This is a genomic window from Streptomyces sp. NBC_00659 (genome assembly GCF_036226925.1).
Taxonomy (GTDB): domain Bacteria; phylum Actinomycetota; class Actinomycetes; order Streptomycetales; family Streptomycetaceae; genus Streptomyces.
The window spans coordinates 5658631-5684633 of sequence record NZ_CP109031.1 but is presented as its reverse complement, the minus strand read 5'-3'; the positions used below and the strand labels follow the sequence as shown (position 1 = coordinate 5684633).

Genomic DNA, 26003 nt, shown 5'->3' with positions numbered 1-26003 from the left:
CTGGGTGAGTACGTTGACCCGTTGCCGCGCACCGGTCACTGTGCGTCGGCCACGGGGGCGGATCGGGGACGGGGGATGGACTCATGGCGGCTGCACCCTTAGGCGCGCCCTCGGGCGGGGACGAGAGCCTGGACGACCGGGTGCCTTTCCTGGCACGCCTGGAGAGCGAGGACCGCTCCGCGCTGCTGTCCCTCGGCCACGAGCTGTCCTACGCGCCCCGGACGGTGCTCCTGCACCAGAGCGAGCCCTCCTCGCACGTGCTGATCGTGACGCACGGCTGGACGAAGGTGACGGCGGCCGCCGCCAACGGCTACGAGGCGCTGCTCGCGCTGCGCGGCCCCGGCGACATCGTCGGGGAGTCCGCCGCGCTCACCGGCCGGCCGCGCTCGGCGACGGTGACGGCCCTGGAGCCGGTCCGCACGGTCGCGCTCGTACGTGAACACTTCCGGGACTTCCTCGCCCGCTCCCCCGCGGTCTCCTTCGCCCTGCTCGGCCTCACCTCGGACCGCACCCGCGCCGCCGACCGGCGCCGCCTGGAGTTCGCCTCCATGAGCGTCCGCGAACGCTTCGCGGCGCTCCTGCTCGACCTGGCCCGCACGAACGGCCACCGCACGGAGGAGGGCATCGAGCTCTCCGTCCCGCTGAGCAAGCAGGAGCTGGCGGGCTCGGTGGGGGCGTCCCGGGAGATGGTCCAGCGCCTGCTGAAGGAACTCCGGGAGCGGGAAGCGGTGCTGACGGGCCGGCGGACGATGGTGATCCTGCGCATGGACGTCCTGCGGCGGATCGCCCGGCGATGAACCGTCAGCCCCCCGCACCGGGACGCGCCGACCGCCCCGCCCGCGTACCGGTTCACGGCCACGGCTCCGCCCGTGCCGACCGCCCGGAGGTGGCTCCTCTGACGGCCGGGACTCCCGTGACTGCGGACGACTTCTGTGCACACGGTCACACTTCGAGTGGGACATCCGCCCTCACACCCGGCCCACCGGTGACGCCACCCTGCTTGCCAGGCGAGGCCCCCACCGAAAGGCGACCATGACCGACCCCGTGAGCCGGACGATCCTTCTGCTGGACATCGAGAGGTACAGCGACCGGGACGACGTGGAGCAGGCCTACTTGCGCCGGATGCTGTACGACATCACGGACCGCGCGCTGGAGAGTGCCGGCATCGACGAACGGCTGCGCCTGCGGGCGGACCGCGGCGACTCGGTGATGGAGCTGATCGACGCCAACGCCTCGGTCACCGCGCTGCTGCGCGCCCTGCTCACCGAGGTGCCCGACCAGCTCCGCGCGGTCAACCGGATGGCGTCCAGCTCCGCCCAGATCCGGCTGCGCGGTGTCGTCGCCACCGGGTACATCGCCGTGGACGAGCACGACGGCTGGGTCGGCTCCGACCTCAACCACGCCTGCCGGCTCCTCGACGCCGGGCTGCTGCGCGCCGCCCTGAGGGAGCGGGCGGACGACTTCGCCCTGTGCGTCTCCGAGAGCGTGCACGCCGGGATCGTGCGGCACGACCACCCGGGCATCCCGGCGCAGGGCTTCCACGCGGTGACGGTGGACAGCAAGAACGGACCCCTGCGGGCCTGGCTGCACGGCCCGGTTCCGCACGGGGCACATGGCCCCGGTGAAAGCGGGGGAGCCCCGGCGCCGGACTGCTCGGGGGAGAGCCCGGCGCCGGGGGCGGCCACCTCCACACCCCGGGCGGAGCCGACGGCGGCGACGGATCCGACGACGACCGCCGCTTCGGATGCGGCGGCGAATGCGGCACCGAATGTGGCGGCGATCCCCGATCCGCACGAGCCCTCCCGGACCGAACAGCCCGGGGGGCCCGGGGAGCCCGTACCGCCCGCGCAGCAGCCCGCCCAGCCCGCCGCACCGCCCGCGAACGTCGTCCTCACCTTCAGCGGCGGCTCCCCCAGCTTCGGCGGAAGCCTCGTCGCGGGGGATCAGCACGGGGTGTCCGGCGGGCAGGTCACCGGGGACGTCCACCTGGGCAGGAGCGGGGGTGAGCCCGCGTGACGGCCCCCGCGCCCCCGACGCCGGGCGGCCCCGACGACGCACCACCGCCGGACGCGCCATGGCCCCCGGGGCCGCCCCCGGACTCCGAGGCGGGCGGCGACGCGGGCGAGCCCGAGGAGGAGACCCAGGAGGCCAGGGCCGCACAGCGCGAACTCGTCGCGCACACCCCGGGATTCATCTTCGACGAGGCCGCGTCCTTCGGCGGCAGCCTGGTCGCCGGGGCCCAGCACGGGGTGTCGGCGGGCGGCTCGGCCCGTGATGTGTTCATGGGTGGCAAGACGGAGATCCACCACCACGGGACGGCCTCCGCGTCGACCGCCTACGTCTCCGGCGAGATCCCCCGGCAGCGGCTCGACGCGCTCGCCTCGGTCTTCGTCGAGGGCCCCTCCTTCGCCGCCACCCTGGACCGGCTGCGCGACGAGCGCGTCCTGGTCCTCTCCGGCGCCCACTCCACCGGCCGCCACGCCGCGGCGCTCATGCTCCTGCACCACCTGGGCGTGCCCGCCGTCCACGCGCTGTCCGCCGAGACCGGCCCGGCGAACCTCGGCACCCAGCTCTCCGCGCCCGGCGGCCACGTCCTGCGCGATCTGCCGCTGAGCCGCAACCGCCCGCTGCGCGACACCCACCTGTACGCGGCCCGCGACCGGCTCGCGAAGACCGGCGGGTATCTGGTCGTGACCCTGGAGAACTCCCCGTTCCTGCTGGGAGTCGCCCCCTCCCCCTGGGAACCCCCACAGGCAACCGCGGTGCTGCGCGCCCACCTGTCCGACCTGCGGAAAGAGCCCGGAGACCTCGCCGGTCTGCTCGCCCTCGGCCCCGTCCGCGACTTCCTCGCGCGCGGCGCCCACCGGCCCGCCGAGGTGGCCCGGTTCGCCGTCGAGGTGGCCCGCTACGACGGCGGCGAACAGGCGGCGGCCCGCCTCGCCGACTTCGGGCACGCGGCCGTCGAGCGGCAGTGCCGGGAGTGGCTCGGCGACCCCGAGGCCACCCTGCGCGACAAGGCGTTCCTCATCTCCCTCGCCGTCTTCGACCAGGCGCCGTACGTGCTCGCCGCCGAACTCGCCGACACGCTGTACGTGCACTTCCAGCGGCTCCAGCATCCCAGGCAGCCGCCGGAGATCCCGGTGTTCGGACTCCCCGCCGAGACCCGGCTGGAGCGGGCGTGGGCCGAGGGCGAGGTACGGGTCGAGACCACCAAATGGGGCTCGGTGCCCCAGTTCACGGCCCGCTTCAAGAAAGAGAACACCCCCCGGGTACTGCTCGGCGAGGTCTGGACGGGCCATCCGTCGGCGCGGCCCGCGCTGGTCTCCTGGCTGAAGGAGCTGGCCCGCGACAGACGTCCGGTCGTCCGGACCCGGGCCGCCGCTGCCGCCGCGCTGCTGGCCCACGCCGACCTGCCCTCGGCGATGGAGCTGCTGATCGACGGCTGGGCGGTGTCCAAGGCCTTCGGTCCCCGGCTCACCGCCGCGAACACCCTCACGCTCGCCCAGTTCCTCGACACGCCCGTCGTCCTGCGCCTGCTCACCCAGTGGTGCACGGACACCCACTGGGCCCGCCGCTGGACCGCGATCCGCGCCTTCGGCCTGCTCACCCCGCTGCGCCCCGACCTCGCGGGCCCGGCGCTGAGCGCGCTCGCCGCCCGCGCCCGAACCGGGGGCGGCAGCAGGACCGAGGCGGACAACCTGGTCGACTCGACGGCCCTGCTGCTCTCGGTGGGCGCACGGCGCGGCGAGATGCTCTCCGAGCTGGTGCGCCTGCTCCACCACGACACGGCCTCGGTCCGCTCGCTCGCGCTGGGGGCCTTCGTACGCGCCTGCGACAACGCCGAGGAGGGCGCGCTCGTCGAGTGGTACGCCGACACCGGCATGTACGAGACGGACTCGGCCCGTGACCTGGCCACCCTCTGGCGGACCGCGCTCGGCGACCCCGGGCAGACCCGTGGCGCCCTGGCCGCCCTGCACACCTGGGTCGTGCTGGCCGGGAGCCGGGCGGACGTCGCGCAGGCCCTGGAGCTGCTGCTGCCCGCACTCGTCGTCACGGCGAACGACCACAGGCGCCTGAGCCACCATCTGGTCAATCTGCGCGCCCCGGACGGCGGCGCGCGGCCGGCCGTGGCCGACCGTCTGCTCCGCCTTCTGACCCCCTCCACCCCAGATCCATCGAGGAGTTGAACCATGGCGGAGTTCCGCCGTCAGCCGGAGTGGCAGCAGGACGCCAACCGGCACACCACGCTCATCGACCCGGTGCTCACGGTGCGGCCCATCGCCCGCTTCGACTACACCGTCCGCCGCGCGGTCACCGCGATCGACCACGCGCTGGTCTTCGTCACCGCCAAGGGCTCGTACGACGTCTACATGCCGCCGCACCGGCCGAGCCGCCCGGACGCGGCCACCCGGCGCTACACCTCCGTCTACGAGGTGGACATGGGCAGCCATCCCGTGCAGCTCGCGCTGGAGATGCCGAGCGACGACGACGCGTTCGCCTTCGGCGCCACGGCCGATCTGACCTGGCGGGTCGCGGACCCGATCGCGTACGTGGCGAGCGGTGAGCGTGACGTGCCGACGCGGCTCACCCGTGAACTGCACCAGCTCGCGCGGCCGGTGAGCCGCGCCTTCTCCATCGAGGACAGCCCGGCCGCCGAACGCGCGGTCCAGCGGGCCGTGGACGAGGGCGGTTTCGCCGCGGGCATCGGACTCGCCGTGACCTGTGTCGTACGGCTGCGGCTGGACGACGAGGCCATCGCGCACCGGCGGCGGCAGCGGAGCCTGCGCTACGAGTCGGACATGCTCGACCCCGAGCACGAGTTCCGGCTCCGGCTGGCCCATCAGCAGCACGAACTGGAGATGCTGCGCCAGCGGCAGGACCACCATCTGATCGCCGAGAAGATCAACTTCTACCAGTACCACCTCCAGCACGGAGGCGTCGGCGCCTGGGCCCTGCACCTGTCCCAGCATCCCGAGGACACCAAGATGGTCATCGGGTCCATCCAGAAGGACCAGCTGTCCATCATCCGGGGCCAGCTGCAGGTCCTCGCCGGGGACACCCTGGAGGACTTCCAGAAGGCGGAGTCGGCGCGCTCGACCCTGCGGGCCGTCGACGAGCTGATCCAGCAGCAGACGCCTCCGGCGCCGCGGGACGGTCAGGGGGCGCTTCCCCCCGGGGCGACGCCCGGACAGCCGCAGACGCCGCCCCAGCCGCCGTACACGGGCCAGTCTCCGTACCCGGGCCCGTCGCCCCAGCCGCCGTACACGGAACCGACCCCCTACGGCGACCGGCCTCCGTACGACGGCGGCTGGCCCCCGTACGACGGGCAGCCCCGGACCCCGTACGCGGGCGGACAGCAGCCCTACACGGGACAGCCCTCGTACACGGGCGACACGGGCGGGCAGCCCTCGTACGCAGGGCAGCCCCCTGTCTCGGGCGATCGGCCCCCGTACACCGGGCAGCCTCCGTATGCCGGGCAAGCCCCGTACACGGGCGGTCCGGGCGCGGGGTCCCCCGTGGTGCCGGGGCAGCCCGACAGCCCGGCGCCCCCGTACGGACCGCCCGCCACGACGCCCTACCCCACCGCGGGACCGGCTCCGGCCGTACCTCCGGTGCCCGGCCGCCCCGGCGACCCGCGAGCCGCCGTGCCGCCGGACCCCGCTCCGGAGGACGGGCCCGCCTGACCACACCCGCCGAGGCGCCGTCGGCCGCCGCCCACCGGCTGACGTCCCCGCACAGCCACCAGCCACACCGAAGGAGCCGTCATGTCCCAGCCTCCAGGCCCGGCCCACGAACCGGCATACCCGGGGACCCCGCATCCGGGACCCCCCTACCCAGGAGCCGCGGTCCCGCCCCCGGAGTACCCGGTGGCCTCCGCTCCCCCGCCGCAGTACCCCGGCGGACCGGCACCCCAGTACCCGGGTACGGGTACGACGGGTACGACGGCAGGGCACCCCCCTCAGTACCCGGGAGCCCCCGGCCCCGGCGGACCGGGCCCGCAGTACCCGGGAGCGGCGGCACCGCACCCGTACCCCGGCGGCGGAGGCCCCGCGCCCCAGTACCCCGGCAGTACCCACCCGGGAGCCCCTGGCCCCGGCGGAACGGGACCGCAATACCCGGGACCGCAGTACCCGGGAGCGGCAGCCGGAAGCCCGGCACCGCCCCAGTACCCGGGGGCCCCGGGGGCCGACCCGCGGTTCGGGGGGCAGCCGACGCAGCCGGCGCCGACGCCGTTCGTCCCGCGGCCCGCCGTCGCGCCCGACGATCTCCACTACCGTCACCAGGGCTCACGCGTCCATGTGGCCGGCCATCAGCGGGGCGCGGACGCCACCGCCATCGGACAGCTCGCCACGCAGATCCCGGGGGCCCTGGTGAGCCTCGCCGTGGTGTCGGCCCTCGCGCTGGGGCTGTTCGGCACCGTCGTGGGCTGGCTGGTCGTCGCGGCCTGGGTGGCGTCGGGAGCGCTCGTCTTCCACCGGCCCACCGAACTCCGCTTCGCCCGGCACGCGCTCAGGCTGCGGGCGCCGCTGGCCGAGGAACGCGCCCGGCTGGAGCCGATCTGGCGCGAGGTCACCGCCCGGGCCGGCATCGAGGCGAACACCTACGAGCTGATGGTGGAGAACAGCGACGACCTGAACGCGGTCGCCGTCGCCGGCCATGTCGTCGGCGTCACCACCTACTCCCTCAACCGGATTCCCAGCAGCAACCTCGCCGCCGTACTCGCCCATGAACTCGGCCACCACACCGGCGGTCACGCCTGGGCCGGGCTCCTCGGCTACTGGTACTCGCTGCCCGGCCGGCTCGCCTGGGCCTTCACCCGCGGGATGGCCAGAATCGCGCTCGCCGTCGCCGGAGTCTTCTCCGCGGCCGCGACGGGGCTGCTGATCCTCTTCATGGGGATGTTCGTGGTCGCCGGGTTCCTCGTCGCCTGGTACATCACCGTCCCCCTCGTCGTCGCGCCCTACCTCCTCGCCTGGGCGGGCCGCCTCGGCGAACTGCGTGCCGACCAGCAGGCCGCTGCCCTCGGGTTCGCGCCCGAGATGGCCGAGGTCCTGCACCACTTCCAGGCCGAGGAGGACGCCGCCAAGGCGGCCGCCGCCGGCCAGGGCAAGAAGCTCCAGGAGCCCACCGGTCTTGCCAGGCTGCTGTCCACCCACCCCGACAACTACACCCGGCTGCGCGCCCTGGAGCCGTATCTCCAGCTCCCGCGCTAGACCCGGGTGCGGATCCGAGGCTCGGACCCGGATCTCGGACCGGGAACGCCGAAGGGCGGTCACCCCCACCGGGGATGACCGCCCTTCGTACTACTGCCTACTGCCTACTGGCTGTCGGCTCACTGGTTGTACGGACCGTAGTCGTAGTCCTCCAGCGGGACGGCCTGGCCGGAGCCCGTGCCGAACGGCGAGTAGTCGATGTCGTCGTAGCCGACGGCCGAGTACATCGCGGCCTTGGCCTCCTCGGTCGGCTCGACCCGGATGTTGCGGTAGCGGGACAGACCCGTACCGGCCGGGATGAGCTTACCGATGATGACGTTCTCCTTGAGGCCGATGAGGCTGTCGGACTTGGCGTTGATCGCCGCGTCCGTCAGAACTCGGGTCGTCTCCTGGAAGGAGGCGGCCGACAGCCAGGATTCGGTCGCCAGCGAGGCCTTGGTGATACCCATCAGCTGCGGACGGCCGGAGGCCGGGTGGCCGCCTTCCTGGACCACACGACGGTTCTCGGTCTCGAACTTCGAACGCTCGACCAGCTCGCCGGGCAGCAGCTCCGCGTCGCCCGACTCGATGATCGTCACACGGCGCAGCATCTGCCGGATGATGATCTCGATGTGCTTGTCGTGGATCGACACACCCTGCGAGTTGTAGACCTTCTGGACCTCGCCGACCAGGTGGACCTGGACGGCACGCTGACCCAGGATGCGCAGCACGTCGTGCGGGTTGGTGGCACCCACGGTGAGCTTCTGGCCCACCTCGACGTGCTCGCCCTCGGACACCAGGAGACGGGCACGCTTCGAGATCGGGAACGCCGTCTCGTCGCTGCCGTCGTCCGGGGTGACGACGAGCTTCTTGGTCTTCTCGGTCTCCTCGATCCGCACGCGGCCGGAGGCCTCGGAGATCGGGGCGACACCCTTCGGCGTACGAGCCTCGAAGAGCTCGACGACACGGGGCAGACCCTGGGTGATGTCGTCACCGGCCACACCACCGGTGTGGAAGGTACGCATCGTCAGCTGGGTACCGGGCTCACCGATGGACTGGGCGGCGATGATGCCGACCGCCTCACCGATGTCGACCAGCTTGCCGGTGGCCAGCGAACGGCCGTAGCACATGGCGCAGGTGCCGACGGCGGACTCACAGGTCAGGACCGAACGGGTCTTGACCTCCTCGATGCCGTGCTTGACGAGCTCGTCGATGAGGACGTCGCCGAGGTCGGTGTTGGCCGGGGCCAGCACCTTGCCGTCGACGGTGATGTCCTCGGCCAGCGCACGTGCGTACACGCTGGTCTCGACGTTCTCCGTCTTGCGCAGCACGCCGTCCTCGCCGCGCTCGGCGATGGCCAGACGCAGACCACGGTCGGTGCCGCAGTCCTCCTCGCGGATGATGACGTCCTGGGAGACGTCGACCAGACGACGGGTGAGGTAACCCGAGTCGGCGGTACGCAGAGCGGTGTCGGCCAGACCCTTACGGGCACCGTGGGTGGAGATGAAGTACTCCAGCACGGACAGACCTTCACGGAAGGACGCCTTGATGGGACGCGGGATCGTCTCGTTCTTGGCGTTCGACACCAGACCACGCATACCGGCGATCTGACGCATCTGCATCATGTTGCCTCGGGCGCCCGAGTTCACCATCATCGAGACCGGGTTGGTCTTCGGGAAGTTCGCGTTCATCGCCTCGGCGACCTCGTTGGTCGCCTTGGTCCAGATCGCGATGAGCTCCTGCGTGCGCTCTTCCTTGGTGATCAGACCACGCTCGTACTGCTTCTGGACCTTCTCGTCCAGGTCCTCGTAGCCCTTGACGATCGCGCGCTTCGCATCCGGAACGACGATGTCGGAGATGGCCACGGTGACGCCGGAACGGGTCGCCCAGAAGAAGCCCGACGCCTTCAGGTTGTCGAGCGTCGCCGCCACGATGACCTTGGGGTAGCGCTCGGCGAGGTCGTTGACGATCTCGGAGAGCTGCTTCTTGCCGACCTCGTAGTCGACGAACGGGTAGTCCTCGGGCAGCAGCTCGTTGAAGAGCGCGCGGCCCAGGGTCGTCCGCAGGCGGAAGGTGTCACCCTGCTGCCACTCCGGGTCGCCCTCCTCCTGCGCCGGCGGGGTCCAGCCGCGCGGCGGGATGGTGCCCACCGGGAAGCGGATGTCCACCTGCGACTGGAGCGAGAGCTCGCCGGCGTCGAACGCCATGATCGCCTCGGCCACGGACGCGAAGGAGCGGTCCTCGCCCTTCACGTTCCGCAGGTCGCCGTCGGTGGTCAGGAAGAACAGACCGAGGACCATGTCCTGGGTCGGCATCGTGACCGGGCGGCCGTCGGCCGGCTTGAGGATGTTGTTCGAGGACAGCATCAGGATGCGGGCCTCGGCCTGCGCCTCCGCGGAGAGCGGCAGGTGCACGGCCATCTGGTCACCGTCGAAGTCCGCGTTGAACGCGGTGCAGACGAGCGGGTGGATCTGGATGGCCTTGCCCTCGACCAGCTGGGGCTCGAAGGCCTGGATGCCGAGGCGGTGCAGCGTGGGCGCACGGTTCAGCAGAACCGGGTGCTCGGCGATGACCTCTTCGAGGACGTCGTACACGACCGTGCGGCCGCGCTCGACCATCCGCTTGGCGCTCTTGATGTTCTGCGCGTGGTTCAGGTCGACCAGGCGCTTCATCACGAACGGCTTGAAGAGCTCCAGCGCCATGGCCTTGGGCAGACCACACTGGTGCAGCTTCAGCTGCGGACCGACGACGATCACGGAACGCGCGGAGTAGTCCACACGCTTGCCGAGCAGGTTCTGACGGAATCGACCCTGCTTGCCCTTGAGCATGTCGGACAGCGACTTCAGCGGACGGTTGCCGGGGCCCGTGACCGGGCGACCACGACGGCCGTTGTCGAAGAGCGCGTCGACGGCCTCCTGGAGCATGCGCTTCTCGTTGTTCACGATGATCTCGGGGGCACCGAGGTCGAGAAGGCGCTTCAGGCGGTTGTTGCGGTTGATCACACGGCGGTACAGGTCGTTCAGGTCGGAGGTCGCGAAGCGGCCACCGTCCAGCTGCACCATCGGGCGAAGGTCCGGCGGGATGACCGGGACGCAGTCGAGCACCATGCCCTTGGGGCTGTTGCTGGTCTGCAGGAACGCGGAGACGACCTTGAGGCGCTTGAGCGCGCGGGTCTTCTTCTGGCCCTTGCCGGTGCGGATGATCTCGCGGAGGCGCTCGGCCTCCTCGTCGAGGTCGAAGGACTCCAGACGCTTCTGCAGCGCCGCGGCACCCATCGAACCGTCGAAGTACGTGCCGAAGCGGTCACGCAGCTCGCGGTAGAGGAGCTCGTCGCCCTCCAGGTCCTGGACCTTGAGGTTCTTGAAGCGGGTCCACACCTCGTCGAGACGGTCGATCTCGCGCTGCGCACGGTCGCGCAGCTGCTTCATCTCACGCTCGGCACCCTCGCGCACCTTGCGGCGCACGTCGGCCTTGGCACCCTCGGCCTCGAGCTCGGCCAGGTCGGTCTCGAGCTTCTTGGCGCGGGCCTCGAGGTCGGCGTCGCGACGGTTCTCGACCTGCTGACGCTCGACGGAGACGTGGGCCTCCAGCGAGGGCAGGTCGCGGGTGCGGCGCTCCTCGTCGACGAACGTGATCATGTACGCGGCGAAGTAGATGACCTTCTCGAGGTCCTTCGGGGCGAGGTCGAGCAGGTAGCCCAGCCGCGACGGAACGCCCTTGAAGTACCAGATGTGGGTGACGGGAGCGGCGAGCTCGATGTGGCCCATCCGCTCACGGCGCACCTTGGCGCGAGTGACCTCGACGCCACAGCGCTCACAGATGATGCCCTTGAAGCGGACACGCTTGTACTTACCGCAGTAGCACTCCCAGTCCCGGGTCGGACCGAAGATCTTCTCGCAGAAGAGTCCGTCCTTCTCGGGCTTGAGGGTGCGGTAGTTGATGGTCTCGGGCTTCTTGACCTCGCCGTGGCTCCACTGACGGATGTCGTCAGCGGTGGCCAGACCGATCCGGAGCTCATCGAAGAAGTTGACGTCGAGCACTATGCGTCAATCCCTCTCAGGGTTGTAAGTCTTAGGGGTCTGATACGGGGGTCCTGGGGCCGGCGGGCCTTGATCACCTTTTCCACAGGTGGCCAAGGCCCGGCCGGACTCCCGTCAGACCTCTTCGACGCTGCTCGGCTCGCGCCGGGACAGGTCGATGCCGAGCTCCTCCGCCGCGCGGAAGACGTCCTCGTCGGTGTCACGCATTTCGATGGACATACCGTCGCTGGACAGCACCTCCACGTTGAGGCAGAGAGACTGCATCTCCTTGATGAGCACCTTGAAGGACTCGGGGATGCCGGGCTCGGGGATGTTCTCGCCCTTGACGATGGCCTCGTAGACCTTCACGCGGCCGGTCACGTCGTCGGACTTGATCGTCAGCAGCTCCTGGAGGGCGTAAGCGGCGCCGTACGCCTCCAGCGCCCACACCTCCATCTCACCGAAGCGCTGGCCACCGAACTGAGCCTTACCACCCAGCGGCTGCTGGGTGATCATCGAGTACGGGCCGGTCGAGCGGGCGTGCAGCTTGTCGTCGACCAGGTGGTGCAGCTTGAGGATGTACATGTACCCGATCGAGATCGGGTCCGGGAACGGCTCGCCGGAGCGGCCGTCGAACAGCCTCGCCTTGCCGGACGGGAGGACCAGACGGTCACCGTCGCGGTTGGGCAGGGTGTGCTCGAACAGACCCGCGAGCTCGTCCTCACGCGCACCGTCGAACACCGGGGTGGCGACGTTCGTACGCGGCGCGACCTTGTCGGCACCGATGGCCTGCAGGCGCTGCGCCCAGTCGTCGGCGAGACCGGAGACGTCCCAGCCGCGGCTGGCGAGCCAGCCGAGGTGGATCTCCAGCACCTGTCCCGGGTTCATTCGGGACGGCACACCGAGCGGGTTGAGGATGATGTCGACCGGGGTGCCGTCCTCCAGGAACGGCATGTCCTCGATCGGCAGGATCTTCGAGATGACACCCTTGTTGCCGTGGCGGCCGGCGAGCTTGTCACCGTCCGTGATCTTGCGCTTCTGCGCCACGTAGACACGAACCAGCTGGTTCACGCCCGGCGGCAGCTCGTCGCCCTCTTCACGGTCGAAGACGCGGACGCCGATGACCTTGCCGATCTCGCCGTGCGGGACCTTCAGCGAGGTGTCACGGACCTCACGGGCCTTCTCACCGAAGATCGCGCGCAGCAGGCGCTCTTCCGGCGTCAGCTCGGTCTCGCCCTTGGGCGTGACCTTGCCGACGAGGATGTCGCCGGCGACGACCTCGGCACCGATACGGATGATGCCGCGCTCGTCGAGGTCGGCGAGGACCTCCTCGGAGACGTTCGGGATGTCCCGGGTGATCTCCTCCGGGCCGAGCTTGGTGTCACGGGCGTCGACCTCGTGCTCCTCGATGTGGATCGAGGAGAGGACGTCGTCCTGCACGAGGCGCTGCGACAGGATGATCGCGTCCTCGTAGTTGTGACCCTCCCACGGCATGAACGCCACGAGCAGGTTCTTGCCGAGGGCCATCTCGCCGTCCTCGGTCGCGGGACCGTCGGCCAGGACCTGGCCCTCGATCACGCGGGCGCCCTCGTCCACGACAACCTTCTGGTTGACGGAGGTGCCCTGGTTCGACCGGGAGAACTTGTGCAGGCGGTACGTGGTGTACGTGCCGTCGTCGTTGGCGGTGGTGATGTAGTCCGCGGAGACCTCCTGGACCACACCGTCCTTCTCCGACTTCAGGACGTCACCGGCGTCGACCGCGCAGCGGTACTCCATGCCGGTGCCGACCAGCGGCGCCTCGGACTTGATGAGCGGAACGGCCTGGCGCATCATGTTCGCGCCCATGAGGGCACGGTTGGCGTCGTCGTGCTCCAGGAACGGGATCATGGCGGTCGCGACCGACACCATCTGGCGCGGGGAGACGTCCATGTAGTCGACGTCGTCACCGGGGACGTAGTCGACCTCTCCGCCACGACGGCGGACCAGGACGCGGGACTCCTCGAAGCGGAACTCGTCCGTCAGCGGCGCGTTGGCCTGCGCGATGACGAACCGGTCCTCTTCGTCGGCCGTCAGGTAGTCGACCTCGTCGGTGACGAAGCCGCCCGTGACCCTGCGGTACGGGGTCTCGACGAAACCGAACGCGTTGACCCGGCCGTAGGAGGCGAGCGAGCCGATCAGACCGATGTTCGGGCCTTCAGGGGTCTCGATCGGGCACATGCGGCCGTAGTGCGACGGGTGCACGTCACGGACCTCGAAGCCGGCCCGCTCACGGGAGAGACCACCCGGGCCAAGCGCCGACAGACGGCGCTTGTGGGTGAGACCCGACAGCGGGTTGTTCTGGTCCATGAACTGCGACAGCTGGCTGGTGCCGAAGAACTCCTTGATGGAGGCGACGACCGGCCGGATGTTGATCAGGGTCTGCGGCGTGATCGCCTCGACGTCCTGAGTCGTCATGCGCTCGCGGACGACGCGCTCCATACGAGCCAGACCCGTACGGACCTGGTTCTGGATGAGCTCGCCGACGTTGCGCAGACGACGGTTGCCGAAGTGGTCGATGTCGTCGGTCTCGACGACGATCGAGGTGCCGCTGTTGCCAACGGTCTCGGTCTCACCGGCGTGCAGCTTCACCAGGTACTTGATCGACGAGAGGATGTCCTCGACGGTCAGGACGCCGGCGTCCAGCGGCGCTTCGCCGCCCAGCTTCTTGTTCACCTTGTAGCGGCCGACCTTCGCGAGGTCGTACCGCTTCGAGTTGAAGTAGAGGTTCTCAAGAAGCGTCTGCGCGGCCTCACGGGTCGGCGGTTCGCCCGGACGCAGCTTGCGGTAGATGTCCAGAAGCGCGTCGTCCTGGCCCTGGGTGTGGTCCTTCTCCAGGGTGGCGCGCATGGACTCGTACTCGCCGAACTCCTCGAGGATCTGCTCGGTGGTCCAGCCGAGAGCCTTCAGGAGGACGGTGACGGACTGCTTGCGCTTGCGGTCGATACGGACACCGACCATGTCGCGCTTGTCGATCTCCATCTCCAGCCAGGCACCCCGGGAGGGGATGACCTTGGCCGAGAAGATGTCCTTGTCGGATGTCTTGTCGATCGAGGAATCGAAGTAGACACCCGGCGAGCGGACCAGCTGCGACACGACGACACGCTCGGTGCCGTTGATGACGAAGGTGCCCTTGTTGGTCATGAGCGGGAAGTCGCCCATGAAGACCGTCTGGGACTTGATCTCGCCGGTCTCGTTGTTGGTGAACTCGGCGGTGACGAAGAGCGGGGCCGCGTACGTGAAGTCGCGGTCCTTGCACTCGTCGATGGAGTTCTTCGGGGGCTCGAAGCGGTGGTCCCGGAACGTCAGGGACATCGACCCACTGAAGTCCTCGATCGGGGAGATCTCCTCGAAGATCTCCTCCAGACCGGACTTGGTGGGGACGTCCTGTCCGCTGTCCAGAGCCGCCTCGACACGAGCCTTCCACGCGTCGTTGCCGAGCAGCCAGTCGAAGCTCTCGGTTTGCAGCGCAAGAAGGTTCGGAACCTCGAGGGGCTCCTTGATCTTTGCAAAGGAGATGCGCAGCGGGGCGGTGCTGGCGCCGTTGTTCGTATTCGCGGTCGAGGCAGTGCGCGAGGCGGCCAAGAGGGGGTCCTTCCGAGGGCTCGGACTCACTACGCGCGTACCGGTCCCATGTCGGACATAGCGTCGGACCGTTCCCGATCCGGCCGGATAAAGGCCAGGTCAGGGATAGTCCAACCGTCGATGCTCAAACACGGGTATGCCCCTGGTGACGGGCAGGAGGCAGCTAACAGGCAGCGCAAAGGGTCAGTGTAGCCACTAGGCCCACTGATGTCCAGTCCCGGTTTCTTGAGACTCTCACTGTTCTCAACACCTGCGGCAAGCCACGCCCTCAATGCACATCGATACTGCCCTCTTCGTCAGCGATCCATGCCTCGGATACGGATCGTTGTGACGACGCGTCCTGAGAATTGCGCGCTGCGTGCGGTTCGTCAAGGCCCCCCATGCCCAAAGCAAGTGCCGCGATCGTCACGTGCGGCCCGTCTTGCAACCCGTCCTTCTGCCTGTCACAGGGCGGCCGGAGGCACAACGAAGATCACCATACTCGTCGCGGCCTGCAGCGCAAGGCTGCCGCTTCAGGGACCCCCTGGAACGCCGAAGAGCGACCACCCAGTTGGGTGATCGCTCTTCAGTGCGTCAGCGTTACAGCGCTACTCGAGCGGCTGTAGACAGCTTCACAGGAGTCCTCGGAGGACTCGTCGAGTTACTTGACCTCGACGGAGGCGCCGGCGCCCTTGAGGGACTCGGCAGCCTTCTCGGCGGCCTCCTTGGCGACCTTCTCGAGGACGGGCTTCGGAGCGCCGTCGACGAGGTCCTTGGCCTCCTTCAGACCCAGCGAGGTGAGCTCACGCACGACCTTGATGACCTGGATCTTCTTCTCGCCGGCACCCGTGAGGATGACGTCGAACTCGTCCTGCTCCTCAGCGGCCTCGACGGCGACGGGGCCGACCGGGGCAGCGGCGACCGCGGCGGCGGCGGTGACGTCGAACTTCTCCTCGAAGGCCTTCACGAACTCGGAGAGCTCGATGAGGGTGAGGTTCTCGAACTGCGCGAGCAGCTCTTCCTGGGACAGCTTCGCCATGATGGCGTCCTTCCACTAATTCGGCAGGTGCCGGGATGTACTGGTGAGGCGGGCGTACGTTCGGCCCGCTACGACCGTCGCCTCAGACGGCGGTCAATGCGCGAGCCGAATTACTCGGCACCGCCCTGCTCGGCCTGCTTGACACGAAGCGCCTCCGCGGTGCGGACGAACTTCGAGGGGAGCGCCTGGAAGAGACGAGCAGTCTGCGTCTGCTTGCCCTTGAAGGCACCCGCCAGCTTGGCGAGCAGAACCTCGCGGGACTCGAGGTCCGCAAGCTTCTTGATCTCGTCGGCGGACAGCGCCTTGCCGTCAAGGACACCGCCCTTGATGACGAGGTTCGGGTTGTCCTTGGCGAAGTCACGAAGACCCTTCGCCGACGTCACCGGGTCACCGGTGATGAAGGCGACCGCCGTCGGACCGTTGAACAGGTCGTCGAGCGTAGAGATCCCGGCCTCGTTGGCCGCAATCTTGGTCAGCGTGTTCTTCACCACGGCGTACTGGGCGTCTTCACCGAGCGAACGGCGCAGCGTCTTGAGCTGCGCCACGGTGAGACCCCGGTACTCGGTCAGCACGGCGGCGTTCGAGCTGCGGAACTGGTCCGCGAGCTCGGCTACCGCGGCAGCCTTGTCGGGCCTTGCCATAGAGCGTCGGCCTCCTTCCGGGTGATGAGGACCGCTCAGAAGGGACTGACAAAACGAAACGCCCCGGCGCAAGCGCACGGGGCGTAGCTCGACCGGATTCCTCCACACGCTGAGCGTGCGGACTCCGGGAACACATCCACGAACACCTACGCGGGTCGTCCGCAGTTTCAGCGGATCCTTCGGTCACCACACCCTCTTGCGAGTGCGAGGCAACGACCAGCGGTCTTTGGCTTCTCGAGGAGAGTACGTGAACTGGACTCCGTCAAGCAAATCCGGCCGAACGGCCCGGCCGTCGGACGCGTCGGCGCGTCCGACGGCGCGGATCAGCCCTGCTGGGCGTCCTTCATCATCTCGGCGAGGTCGACGGTGTCCTTGGCCGGCGGAGCGGTCACGGTCACGGGCTTGTTGTAGTCCAGGAAGGTGATGGTCATGTCGAGCGGACCCTTGTCGGCGGTCCCGCGCATACGGAACTGCTTGGTGTGGTCGTCGCCGTCGATCCACATGTCCATCGTGATCGCGTCGACGCCCATCTTCGCGTACTGGTCGAGGGCCTTCTCCCGCTTCTCGCGCGTGGCCTTGTCCTCGCTCTTGAGCGACTTGCGGTACTCGTCGAGGGTGATCGACCCCTTGTAGTGCGTGGTCTTCACACCGTCGACGGTCTCGGTGCCGACCTTCTTCACGTCCTTGGAACCGGTGAGGAAGGTGGACTCGGTGGCCGGGTTCTTGTCGGCCTGTCCGCCTCCCAGCTGGCTCGCGTTCAGCTCCTTGTCCGCGCCCAGGGCGGACATGTCGAACTTGATCCAGCTCTTGCCGTCCATCTCCTTGGCGGCCTTGGCGCCCCCGCCTATGTACATCGCCTTGCCCACGAGCCGGATCTCGACCGGGCCGTCGGCGGCCTGGTCCTCTGCGGTCATCTTCATGCTCATGGCCAGCGGCTTCATGCTCATCGCCGCCTCGCCGCTGACGCGGCCCTCCTCCGGGACCTTGCCGGTCATCCGGTAGCGGAGCGAGGTGATGTCGTCGGTCTTCTTCGCCGCCTTCGCCACGGCCGCGGCGGGCGTGAGGGCGGGCGACTCCTCCGCCGCACCCTTCGAACAGCCCACGGCGCCCCCGCCGAGGACCAGAGCCGCGAGTGCCGCTCCGGTCGCCCGGCGCCGTACCGAGTCGTTCACAGAAAGCTTCAAGGTTCCCCCCAGGGAATAGTTGGGCGATGCACAGATTCTGCGTGAGCGTAGCCCAGGAGGTTTGGACGATCACCTGGGTTTTGACGCAACTCTGATGCGTGCGTGGGACTTTGGGCAGGTGCGACGAGGTCCGGAGAGGGCGCGGGGCGGACCGGGCAGGCGGGGCGGACCGGGCAGGCGGGGCGGACCGGGGAGACGCCGAGCGGTGCTCAGGAGGGCGAGCCGGTACCGGAGCCGGTGGACGTGTCGCCGCTGCCCGGCGTCATGCCCTGCTTCGCCAGGATGTCCTTGAAGTCCTCGGTGTCACCGGCCGGAGGAGCGACGGCGGAGACCTTCACTCCGTAGTCGCTGTAGTACGCCGTGGAGGACATCGTGCCGCTCGCCGTCGCGGCCTTGGTGACGGCCTTGACGAGCAGGTCCTCGGTGTCGACCCAGATGTCGACGTCCTCGGTCGTGATGCCGGCCTGGGTGAACTGCTTCTTCATGTCGGAGAGCTGGCCGGCGGTGAGGTGGGAGGTCCGGGCCGCGAGGTCGCTCACGTCCACCGTGCCCGCGTAGTGCATGGCCCTCTTGCCGCGGACCGTCTCCTCGCCGACCTTCTTGACGTCGCCGGACGCCAGCAGGAGCTTCACCGACTGGTTCGGCGAGCTGTTCTGCATCTGGTCCTTCAGGAGCGCGCCGGAGCCGCCCCCGAACTTCGCCAGGTCGTCGTACCCGTACCTGATCCAGTGCTTGCCGCCCGCCTGCGCGGCGAAGGCGTCGCCCATGTTCGCGTAGTAGGCGTCGGACAGATAGCGGGCCTCCATGGAGTCGGTGCCCATCCGGCGCATCGTCTCGGCCATCGTGCCGCCGGTGTACGTGATCGTCAGGTCACCGGTGATGCCGTCGCTCCAGGCCATGACGCCGCCCGACTTCATGGACATCAGCGTGCCCATGGTCGTGGTGGACTCGACCCTCGCGGAGTCGGCGCCGTCGGTGGACTTCTCCGCCGAGCGCAGGGCCGCGATGGGGCTGACGCGCGTGACGCTCTTGCGGCCGGCCTTGTCGCCGTTGCCCGAACTCCCTGAGGAATCCGACGAGTTGCAGGCCGCGACCCCCGCCAGCGCGGTCGTCAGCGCGATCGAGACAGTCACACGGCGCACCACGGTGCTCTTCATTCGTCCCACCCCTATGCGAGCTCTGTGAACCGCACGCTAGCGCGGCCCACTGACAGTCGAGTCCGGAATTCCGCCCGGGGCGTTCGCCCCGCGGCTGCCGGAAAGACCTCCGCACATGAGGACGGGCCCCGCACCTCGAAAGGTTGCGGGGCCCGCTCAGATACGCGTGCGCGACGCGGTCACCGGGGTGAGCGAAGGGCTCAGACGGCGGCCGGGTCCTCCTCGACGAGGAGGTTGCGGGTGCGGTTGGGGTCGATCGGAACGCCGGGGCCGATCGTGGAGCTGATCGCGGCCTTCTTGATGTAGCGACCCTTGGCGGCCGACGGCTTCAGACGAAGGATCTCGTCGAGCGCGGCGCCGTAGTTCTCCACCAGCTTGGTGTCGTCGAAGGACACCTTGCCGATGATGAAGTGCAGGTTCGAGTGCTTGTCGACGCGGAACTCGATCTTGCCACCCTTGATCTCGGTGACAGCCTTGACGACGTCGGGGGTCACGGTGCCGGTCTTGGGGTTCGGCATGAGACCACGGGGACCGAGCACGCGGCCGAGGCGGCCGACCTTGCCCATGAGGTCCGGGGTGGCGACGACGGCGTCGAAGTCCAGACGGCCCTTCGCGACCTCGTCGATCAGTTCGTCGGAGCCGACGATGTCGGCGCCCGCGGCCTCCGCGGCCGCAGCACGGTCACCGGTCGCGAAGACCAGGACCCGGGCGGTCTTGCCGGTGCCGTGCGGCAGGTTCACGGTGCCACGGACCATCTGGTCGGCCTTGCGCGGGTCGACACCCAGGCGGAAGGCGACCTCGACGGTGCCGTCGAACTTGCTCGTGGAGGTCTCCTTGGCGAGACGGACGGCCTCGAGCGGGGCGTAGAGCTTGTCCCGGTCGACCTTGGCGTCCGCAGCGCGGAGAGACTTGCTGCGCTTGCTCACTACTGCTCCTGTTGTGTTCTGAGGAGTCGTGGTGCGGGCCGAGCAGGCCCTGCCACGTGCGGCCGCGGCCGCATGGTTCCTACGAAGGTGGGTGTCAGCCCTCGACCGTGATGCCCATGGAACGGGCGGTGCCGGCGATGATCTTCGCAGCGGCGTCCAGGTCGTTGGCGTTGAGGTCGGGCATCTTGGTCGTGGCGATCTCGCGGACCTGCGCCTGGGTGATCTTGGCGACCTTGGTCTTGTGCGGCTCGCCGGAGCCCTTCTCGACACCCGCGGCCTTGAGGATCATCTTGGCGGCCGGCGGAGTCTTGGTCACGAAGGTGAAGGAGCGGTCTTCGTAGACCGTGATCTCCACCGGGATGACCCAGCCACGCTGCGACTCGGTCGCGGCGTTGTAGGCCTTGCAGAACTCCATGATGTTGACGCCGTGCTGACCGAGCGCGGGGCCGACCGGCGGGGCCGGGTTCGCCGCACCGGCGTTGATCTGGAGCTTGATAAGCCCCGTGACCTTCTTCTTCTTGGGAGGCATTCCGGGTCCTCTTTCGTTTTCGCCTTCCTACGTCCGAGTCGCCCCGGACGGCTGCCTTCAACCGAGTGATGATCCGGATGCAGGCATACCGCACAACGATAACGGGTATCTGTGCGCGGCTAAAAACCGAGCAGGTCAGACCGGCTGCGAGAGCCCGTCTGACCTGATCGGAAGACGTACGTCCAGAAGGTGTCAGTTCTTCTGGATCTGGTCGAAGGAAAGCTCGACCGGGGTCTCGCGGCCGAAGATCTCGACGAGGCCCTTGACCTTCTTCGAGTCGGCGTTGATCTCGTTGATCGTGGCCTGCAGCGTGGCGAACGGGCCGTCGGTGACGGTGACCGAGTCGCCGACCTCGAAGTCCAGCACCTGGACCTCGACCTTGCGCTGCGGAGCGGGCCTGCCCTCGGCCTCTGCGGCCTCGCGGGCGGCCTTCTCCTCGGCCTCCGGGGCGAGCATCTTGACGATCTCGTCCAGGGTCAGCGGGTACGGGTCGTAGGCGTTGCCCACGAAGCCGGTGACGCCGGGAGTGTTGCGGACGACACCCCAGGACTCGTTCGTCAGGTCCATACGGACCAGGACGTAGCCCGGGAGCTTGTTCTGCTTGATCGTCTTGCGCTCGCCGTTCTTGATCTGCGCGACTTCTTCCTGCGGCACCTCGGCCTGGAAGATGAAGTCCTCGACGTTCAGCGAAACGGCACGCTGCTCGAGGTTGGTCTTCACGCGGTTCTCGTAACCGGCGTAGGTGTGGATGACGTACCACTCGCCGGGGAGCAGACGCAGTTCCTCGCGCAGGGCGGTCACGGGGTCGACGGGCTCGGCCTCGACTTCGGGCTCGTCCTCGTCGGGCGTGTCCTCGTCCTGGACGTCCTCGACGTCCTCACCGGACTCGTCCTCGACGTGCAGGGCCGCGTCCTCGGCGTTCTCGCCGGCGGCGGCATCGGCAGCCTCGAACTCGTCCACGACGTCCGCTCCCTCGACGACCTCGAGCTCGTCGTCTACGGACTCGACCGACTCGGAGGTGTCGTTCAGGTTCGGGTCAGACACGGTGGCTGCTTCTTCCTGGTTACATGGGGGTGGAACGCGCGAAAGGGGCGCCGGTGACGGCGCCCTTCGCTCTCGGCTCAGCCGAAGACGTACTTGGCGGCGTGGTTGAGCCCATAGTCAATCACGGTCACCAGGCCGATCATGATGACGACGAACACAATCACCACTGTGGTGTAAGTCGTCAGCTGATTGCGAGTCGGCCAGACAACCTTACGGAGTTCCGCGATGATCTGGCGGTAGAAGGTGGCAAGGCGCTTCAGCGGGCCCTTCTTGGCACGCTTACCGCCCTTGCGGGCCTTCTTTTTGGACTCCGGCGCCTCGGCATCAGGCATGTCGATGGAGCCCACGGCGTCCGTCACTCGTCCTCACCTGATTCCCGGGTCGTGACCGTGCCGCGCCCGGTTGAGCCGCACGGCGGTGCATTGCAGTACGTACATGCGCACACATCCTGGCGAAAGGAGTGTGTAGCAGGGCCGGAGGGACTTGAACCCCCAACCGCTGGTTTTGGAGACCAGTGCTCTACCAATTGAGCTACGACCCTTTGATTTCCCCCAACGTACCGCATCCGACCGGGTGCTCGGTGTGCACCGGTTGAGCGCGGCCGGTGAAGGCCAACGAGGTGAGAGTGTACGTGGTCCGGAGCCGGGCGTCGAACAGAAAGTGTCCGCTCGAGTCGGCTCCGCTGAAGATCCACTGGTGAGGTGCGCGGATCCGGACGGATGTTCTGCCGTTGTTCAGTCCGTGAAACCCGTGTGCCGGGGACATTTCCAGTCTGAAACGATGGGTCCCATGAGCCCTGCAACCCCTCCCACCGAGCGCCGGGTCTCCGCCCGAGTCGGCGCGATCTCCGAGTCCGCCACCCTCGCCGTGGACGCCAAGGCCAAGGCACTCAAGGCCGCCGGACGTCCGGTGATCGGCTTCGGCGCCGGTGAGCCCGACTTCCCGACCCCGGACTACATCGTCCAGGCCGCCATCGAGGCCTGCTCGAACCCCAAGTACCACCGCTACACGCCGGCCGGCGGGCTGCCCGAGCTGAAGGCCGCGATCGCCGCGAAGACGCTGCGCGACTCCGGCTACGAGGTGGAGGCCGCCCAGGTCCTGGTCACCAACGGCGGCAAGCAGGCCATCTACGAGGCCTTCGCCGCGATCCTCGACCCGGGTGACGAGGTCATCGTCCCGGCGCCGTACTGGACGACCTACCCGGAGTCCATCCGTCTCGCCGGCGGTGTCCCCGTGGACGTCGTCGCCGACGAGACCACCGGCTACCGCGTCTCGGTCGAGCAGCTCGAGGCCGCCCGCACCGAGAACACCAAGGTGCTGCTCTTCGTCTCCCCGTCCAACCCGACGGGCGCGGTCTACACCCGCGAGCAGATCGAGGAGATCGGCCGCTGGGCCGCCGAGAAGGGCCTGTGGGTCCTGACCGACGAGATCTACGAGCACCTGGTCTACGGCGACGCCGAGTTCCACTCCCTGCCCGTGGTGGTGCCCGAGCTGCGCGACAAGTGCATCGTCGTCAACGGCGTCGCCAAGACGTACGCGATGACCGGCTGGCGCGTGGGCTGGGTCATCGGCCCCAAGGACGTCGTCAAGGCCGCGACCAACCTCCAGTCCCACGCCACCTCGAACGTCTCGAACGTGGCCCAGGTCGCCGCGCTCGCCGCCGTCTCCGGCGACCTCACGGCCGTCGCGAAGATGCGCGAGGCCTTCGACCGCCGCCGCAAGACCATCGTGCGCATGCTGAACGAGATCGACGGCGTGCTGTGCCCCGAGCCCGAGGGCGCCTTCTACGCGTACCCCTCGGTGAAGGGACTCCTCGGCAAGGAGATCCGCGGCAAGCGCCCCGCGGACACCGTCGAGCTGGCCGCGCTGATCCTGGAGGAGTCCGAGGTCGCGGTCGTCCCGGGCGAGGCCTTCGGCACGCCGGGCTACCTGCGCCTGTCGTACGCCCTCGGTGACGAGGACCTGGTCGAGGGCGTCAGCCGGATCCAGCAGCTGCTGTCCGAGGCGAAGGACTGACCGCCGGCGTCCGCTCGCGCCCCCCGGGGCGCCGGTGACGCCATCGCGCTCCACGCGCGCGTGCGGGGCCGGTCACTCTCAGGAGTGACCGGCCCCCGTCCGTTCGTTCGAGCGAGCCTCCGATCAGCGAAAGCGCTACCGGCACGACACACACGTACGGCAGGATCTTCGGATGGAGCGCGTACGTGATGTGAGTGAACTGCCGAAGGCCCATCTGCACCTGCACTTCACCGGTTCGATGCGGCACACCACCCTGCTGGAACTGGCCGACAAGTACGGCGTACGGCTGCCGGACGCGCTGACCAGCGGGGAACCGCCGAAACTGCGGGCGACCGACGAACGCGGCTGGTTCCGCTTCCAGCGCCTGTACGACGCCGCGCGGTCCTGCCTGAGAGAGCCCGAGGACATCCAGCGCCTGGTGCGCGAGGCCGCCGAGGAGGACCTGAAGGACGGCTCGGGCTGGCTGGAGATCCAGGTCGACCCGACGTCGTACGCACCGCGCCTGGGCGGTCTGATCCCGGCCCTGGAGGTCATCCTCGACGCGGTCGACTCGGCCGTGCGCGAGACCGGGCTCGGGATGCGCGTCCTGGTGGCCGCCAACCGGATGAAACACCCCCTGGACGCCCGCACGCTGGCCCGGCTCGCCGTGCGGTACGCGGACCGGGGGATCGTCGGTTTCGGCCTCTCCAACGACGAGCGACGGGGCATGGCGCGGGACTTCGACCGGGCCTTCGCCATCGCGCGGGAAGGCGGACTGCTGTCCGCGCCGCACGGCGGTGAGCTGACCGGGCCCGCCTCGGTCCGCGACTGCCTGGACGACCTGCACGCCTCCCGGATCGGCCACGGGGTGCGGGCCGCCGAGGACCCCCGGCTGCTGAAGCGCCTCGCGGACCGCGGGGTGACCTGTGAGGTCTGCCCCGCCTCGAACGTCGCCCTGGGCGTCTACGAGAAGCACGCCGATGTCCCCCTGCGCACTTTGTTCGAAGCCGGCGTCCCGATGGCCCTCGGCGCCGACGATCCCCTGCTCTTCGGATCCCGTCTCGCCGCCCAGTACGAGATCGCCCGCCGCCATCACGCCTTCACCGACCAGGAACTGGCCGAGCTGGCCCGGCAGTCCGTCCGCGCCTCGGCCGCGCCCGAGGACGTCCGGGCGAAGCTGCTGGCCGGCGTCGACGGCTGGTTGACCGCCTAGCCCGCTAGAGCTCGTCCGAGGCGCCCGCGGGTGCCGGTGTCCCCGGGTGCGATCCCGGCGAGCAGGGTGCGGACCAGCGCCGGGGCGAAGGTGTCCAGGGGCGGCGGCGTGCCCTCCTCGGTGGCGTCGTAGGCGAACGCCCGCTGCGCGCAGGCTCCGAGGAGGAGGGACGCGGCCGCGTAGGTGTCGGTGTCCGGCTGGACCCGCCCGGCCCGCTGTTCCGCCAGCAGATAGGCGGCGACGCCCCGGATGGGCATGTGCGGGCCCGCGCCCATGGCCCGCATGGCCTCGTCGTGACGTCGCTTGAGCTGCGTCTCCGCGTACAAGGAGGCGGCGATCGGGAAACTCTGCTCGTAGAAGAGGGCCGCCTGACGGACGATCTCCGTGAGGTTCTCCTCCAGGGAGTGCTCCCGCGGCTCGGCCGTCAGCCGCTCCAGGAGGGGGCCGAGCTGGGGCAGCCGCTCGTGGAGGACCCGGATGAAGAGCTCTTCCTTGCTCGCGAAGTACTTGTAGAGCGCCGCCTCGGAGCAGCCGGCCGCCCTGGCGATCTCCTTGGTGGTGGCACGGGAGAGACCGAGCGTGAGCATGAGCTCGTGCGCCGCGTCGAGAATGCGGATCCTGGCCGGCTTCGACGGCGTGGTCTCCGTGGCGGATTTCTGCTGCATGGGGCCCAAGGATTCCATGACCCGCCCTTACGGGGTTGACGGGTGGGTGAGTACTTACTCACTCTAGAGGAAGCAAGGTGAGTGAATACTCACCCACCTCAGTCCCTCGGATGCGGGAGCAGGTCATGGAACTCACCGTTTTCGGTGCCACCGGAGGCATCGGCCAGGAGATCGTCCGCCAGGCCCTGGGCGCGGGCCACCGGGTCACGGCGGTCGTACGGGATCCCGCGCGGCTCACCGTCACGGGCGCGAATCTGGAGGTCTTCCGCGCGGACCTCACCGACCCGGAGTCGCTGCGCCCGGCCGTCGCGGGCCGGCACGCCGTCCTGTCCGGCCTCGGCGCGCGCAGCCGCAAGGACGCCGGGGTCGCGGCCCGGCTCACCCGTACGGTGCTGGGCGCCATGGAGGCGGAGCAGGTGCGCCGGCTGCTGGTGGTCAGCGCGAGTCCGGTCGGACCCGGCGCCGAGAACGACACGCCCCTCGACCGTGCGATGAGGAGCCTGATCTCCAGCCTCCTGAAGGACGTCTACGCCGACCTGCGGGAGATGGAGGGCGAACTGGCGGCCAGTTCCACGGACTGGACCGCCGTCCGTCCGCCCCGGCTCCAGAACAAGCCGCTGACCGGCTCCTACCGCACGGTCGTCGGGGGCTTCCCGCCCAAGGGTCGCTTCATCGCGCGCGCCGACGTGGCCCACGCGATGCTGGCGATGATCGACGACCCGGGGACCGTGAAGCAGGGAGTGGGCGTCGCCTACTGATGCCCTGCTAATGGCCTATCAGGGGTCTACGAGTCGCCGT

The 26003-nt window shown here is 69.1% G+C and carries 19 protein-coding genes and 1 tRNA gene; 8 read left to right on the top strand and 12 right to left on the bottom strand.

Features of this window, described 5'->3' with window-relative positions; genetic code table 11:
• Window positions 1–83: 83 nt before the first annotated feature.
• From OG410_RS24840 to OG410_RS24820, 5 genes are all read left to right on the top strand, one after another.
• Entirely contained in the window at window positions 84–797 is a 714-nt protein-coding gene (locus OG410_RS24840; protein WP_328449271.1) for a Crp/Fnr family transcriptional regulator, read from the top strand.
• 235 nt (window positions 798–1032) lie between these two features.
• Window positions 1033–2016 (top strand): hypothetical protein, encoded by a 984-nt coding sequence (locus OG410_RS24835; protein WP_329301209.1) that lies wholly within the window; start codon window positions 1033–1035, stop codon window positions 2014–2016.
• Window positions 2013–4187, top strand: coding sequence for a hypothetical protein (locus OG410_RS24830; RefSeq protein WP_329301208.1), 2175 nt, complete (start codon window positions 2013–2015; stop codon window positions 4185–4187). Before OG410_RS24835 ends, OG410_RS24830 begins: the two co-directional genes overlap by 4 nt.
• Window positions 4188–4190: 3 nt before the next feature.
• Window positions 4191–5684, top strand: a complete 1494-nt coding sequence (locus tag OG410_RS24825; RefSeq protein WP_329301207.1) for a PE-PGRS family protein — start codon at window positions 4191–4193, stop codon at window positions 5682–5684.
• A 615-nt stretch (window positions 5685–6299) separates the two neighbouring features.
• Complete coding sequence (locus OG410_RS24820; protein ID WP_329301206.1) at window positions 6300–7214, top strand: M48 family metalloprotease; 915 nt, start codon at window positions 6300–6302, stop codon at window positions 7212–7214.
• A gap of 119 nt (window positions 7215–7333) precedes the next feature.
• Here the strand turns inward: OG410_RS24820 and OG410_RS24815 are convergent, their stop codons facing one another.
• The 11 genes from OG410_RS24815 to OG410_RS24765 all read right to left on the bottom strand — a co-directional run bounded on the left by OG410_RS24815 (window position 7334) and on the right by OG410_RS24765 (window position 21873).
• The gene (locus OG410_RS24815) at window positions 7334–11233 is read right to left on the bottom strand and encodes a DNA-directed RNA polymerase subunit beta' (protein ID WP_328449281.1); all 3900 of its coding nucleotides are present in this window, start codon (window positions 11231–11233) and stop codon (window positions 7334–7336) included.
• A gap of 114 nt (window positions 11234–11347) precedes the next feature.
• A complete protein-coding gene (gene rpoB, locus OG410_RS24810) occupies window positions 11348–14833 on the bottom strand; it encodes a DNA-directed RNA polymerase subunit beta (RefSeq protein ID WP_326786079.1) in 3486 nt (1161 codons plus the stop codon).
• A gap of 640 nt (window positions 14834–15473) precedes the next feature.
• Window positions 15474–15851 (bottom strand): 50S ribosomal protein L7/L12, encoded by a 378-nt coding sequence (gene rplL, locus OG410_RS24805; protein ID WP_326786080.1) that lies wholly within the window; start codon window positions 15849–15851, stop codon window positions 15474–15476.
• Window positions 15852–15961: 110 nt separating this feature from the next.
• Window positions 15962–16492, bottom strand: a complete 531-nt coding sequence (gene rplJ, locus OG410_RS24800) for a 50S ribosomal protein L10 (protein WP_326786081.1) — start codon at window positions 16490–16492, stop codon at window positions 15962–15964.
• 323 nt (window positions 16493–16815) lie between these two features.
• Window positions 16816–17664 carry a DUF1396 domain-containing protein gene (locus OG410_RS24795; RefSeq protein WP_443063903.1) on the bottom strand — a complete coding sequence of 283 codons (849 nt, stop codon included), beginning with the start codon at window positions 17662–17664 and terminating at the stop codon, window positions 16816–16818.
• Between the two features lie 221 nt (window positions 17665–17885).
• Entirely contained in the window at window positions 17886–18833 is a 948-nt protein-coding gene (locus OG410_RS24790) for a hypothetical protein (protein ID WP_329301204.1), read from the bottom strand.
• Between the two features lie 200 nt (window positions 18834–19033).
• Window positions 19034–19759: a 50S ribosomal protein L1 gene (gene rplA / locus OG410_RS24785; protein ID WP_329301203.1), complete on the bottom strand. Its 726-nt coding sequence runs from the start codon at window positions 19757–19759 to the stop codon at window positions 19034–19036.
• Window positions 19760–19853: 94 nt separating this feature from the next.
• Window positions 19854–20288 (bottom strand): 50S ribosomal protein L11, encoded by a 435-nt coding sequence (gene rplK, locus OG410_RS24780; RefSeq protein WP_261705301.1) that lies wholly within the window; start codon window positions 20286–20288, stop codon window positions 19854–19856.
• A gap of 192 nt (window positions 20289–20480) precedes the next feature.
• On the bottom strand, window positions 20481–21332 hold the full coding sequence (nusG, locus tag OG410_RS24775; protein ID WP_329301202.1) for a transcription termination/antitermination protein NusG: 852 nt from the start codon (window positions 21330–21332) through the stop codon (window positions 20481–20483).
• Between the two features lie 77 nt (window positions 21333–21409).
• The gene (gene secE / locus OG410_RS24770) at window positions 21410–21691 is read right to left on the bottom strand and encodes a preprotein translocase subunit SecE (RefSeq protein WP_103549158.1); all 282 of its coding nucleotides are present in this window, start codon (window positions 21689–21691) and stop codon (window positions 21410–21412) included.
• A gap of 109 nt (window positions 21692–21800) precedes the next feature.
• A tRNA-Trp gene (locus tag OG410_RS24765) sits at window positions 21801–21873 on the bottom strand.
• Window positions 21874–22121: 248 nt separating this feature from the next.
• Between OG410_RS24765 and OG410_RS24760 the strand changes: the two genes are divergently transcribed.
• Both OG410_RS24760 and OG410_RS24755 read left to right on the top strand, forming a co-directional pair.
• Window positions 22122–23348: a pyridoxal phosphate-dependent aminotransferase gene (locus tag OG410_RS24760; protein ID WP_261705298.1), complete on the top strand. Its 1227-nt coding sequence runs from the start codon at window positions 22122–22124 to the stop codon at window positions 23346–23348.
• A gap of 172 nt (window positions 23349–23520) precedes the next feature.
• On the top strand, window positions 23521–24540 hold the full coding sequence (locus OG410_RS24755; protein WP_329301201.1) for an adenosine deaminase: 1020 nt from the start codon (window positions 23521–23523) through the stop codon (window positions 24538–24540).
• Here the strand turns inward: OG410_RS24755 and OG410_RS24750 are convergent.
• Window positions 24537–25205: a TetR/AcrR family transcriptional regulator gene (locus OG410_RS24750; protein ID WP_329301200.1), complete on the bottom strand. Its 669-nt coding sequence runs from the start codon at window positions 25203–25205 to the stop codon at window positions 24537–24539. The genes OG410_RS24755 and OG410_RS24750 overlap by 4 nt on opposite strands.
• 125 nt (window positions 25206–25330) lie before the next feature.
• On the opposite strand from OG410_RS24750, the gene OG410_RS24745 reads away from it, so the two are divergent.
• Window positions 25331–25963: an NAD(P)-dependent oxidoreductase gene (locus OG410_RS24745; protein ID WP_329301199.1), complete on the top strand. Its 633-nt coding sequence runs from the start codon at window positions 25331–25333 to the stop codon at window positions 25961–25963.
• Window positions 25964–26003: the final 40 nt, after the last annotated feature.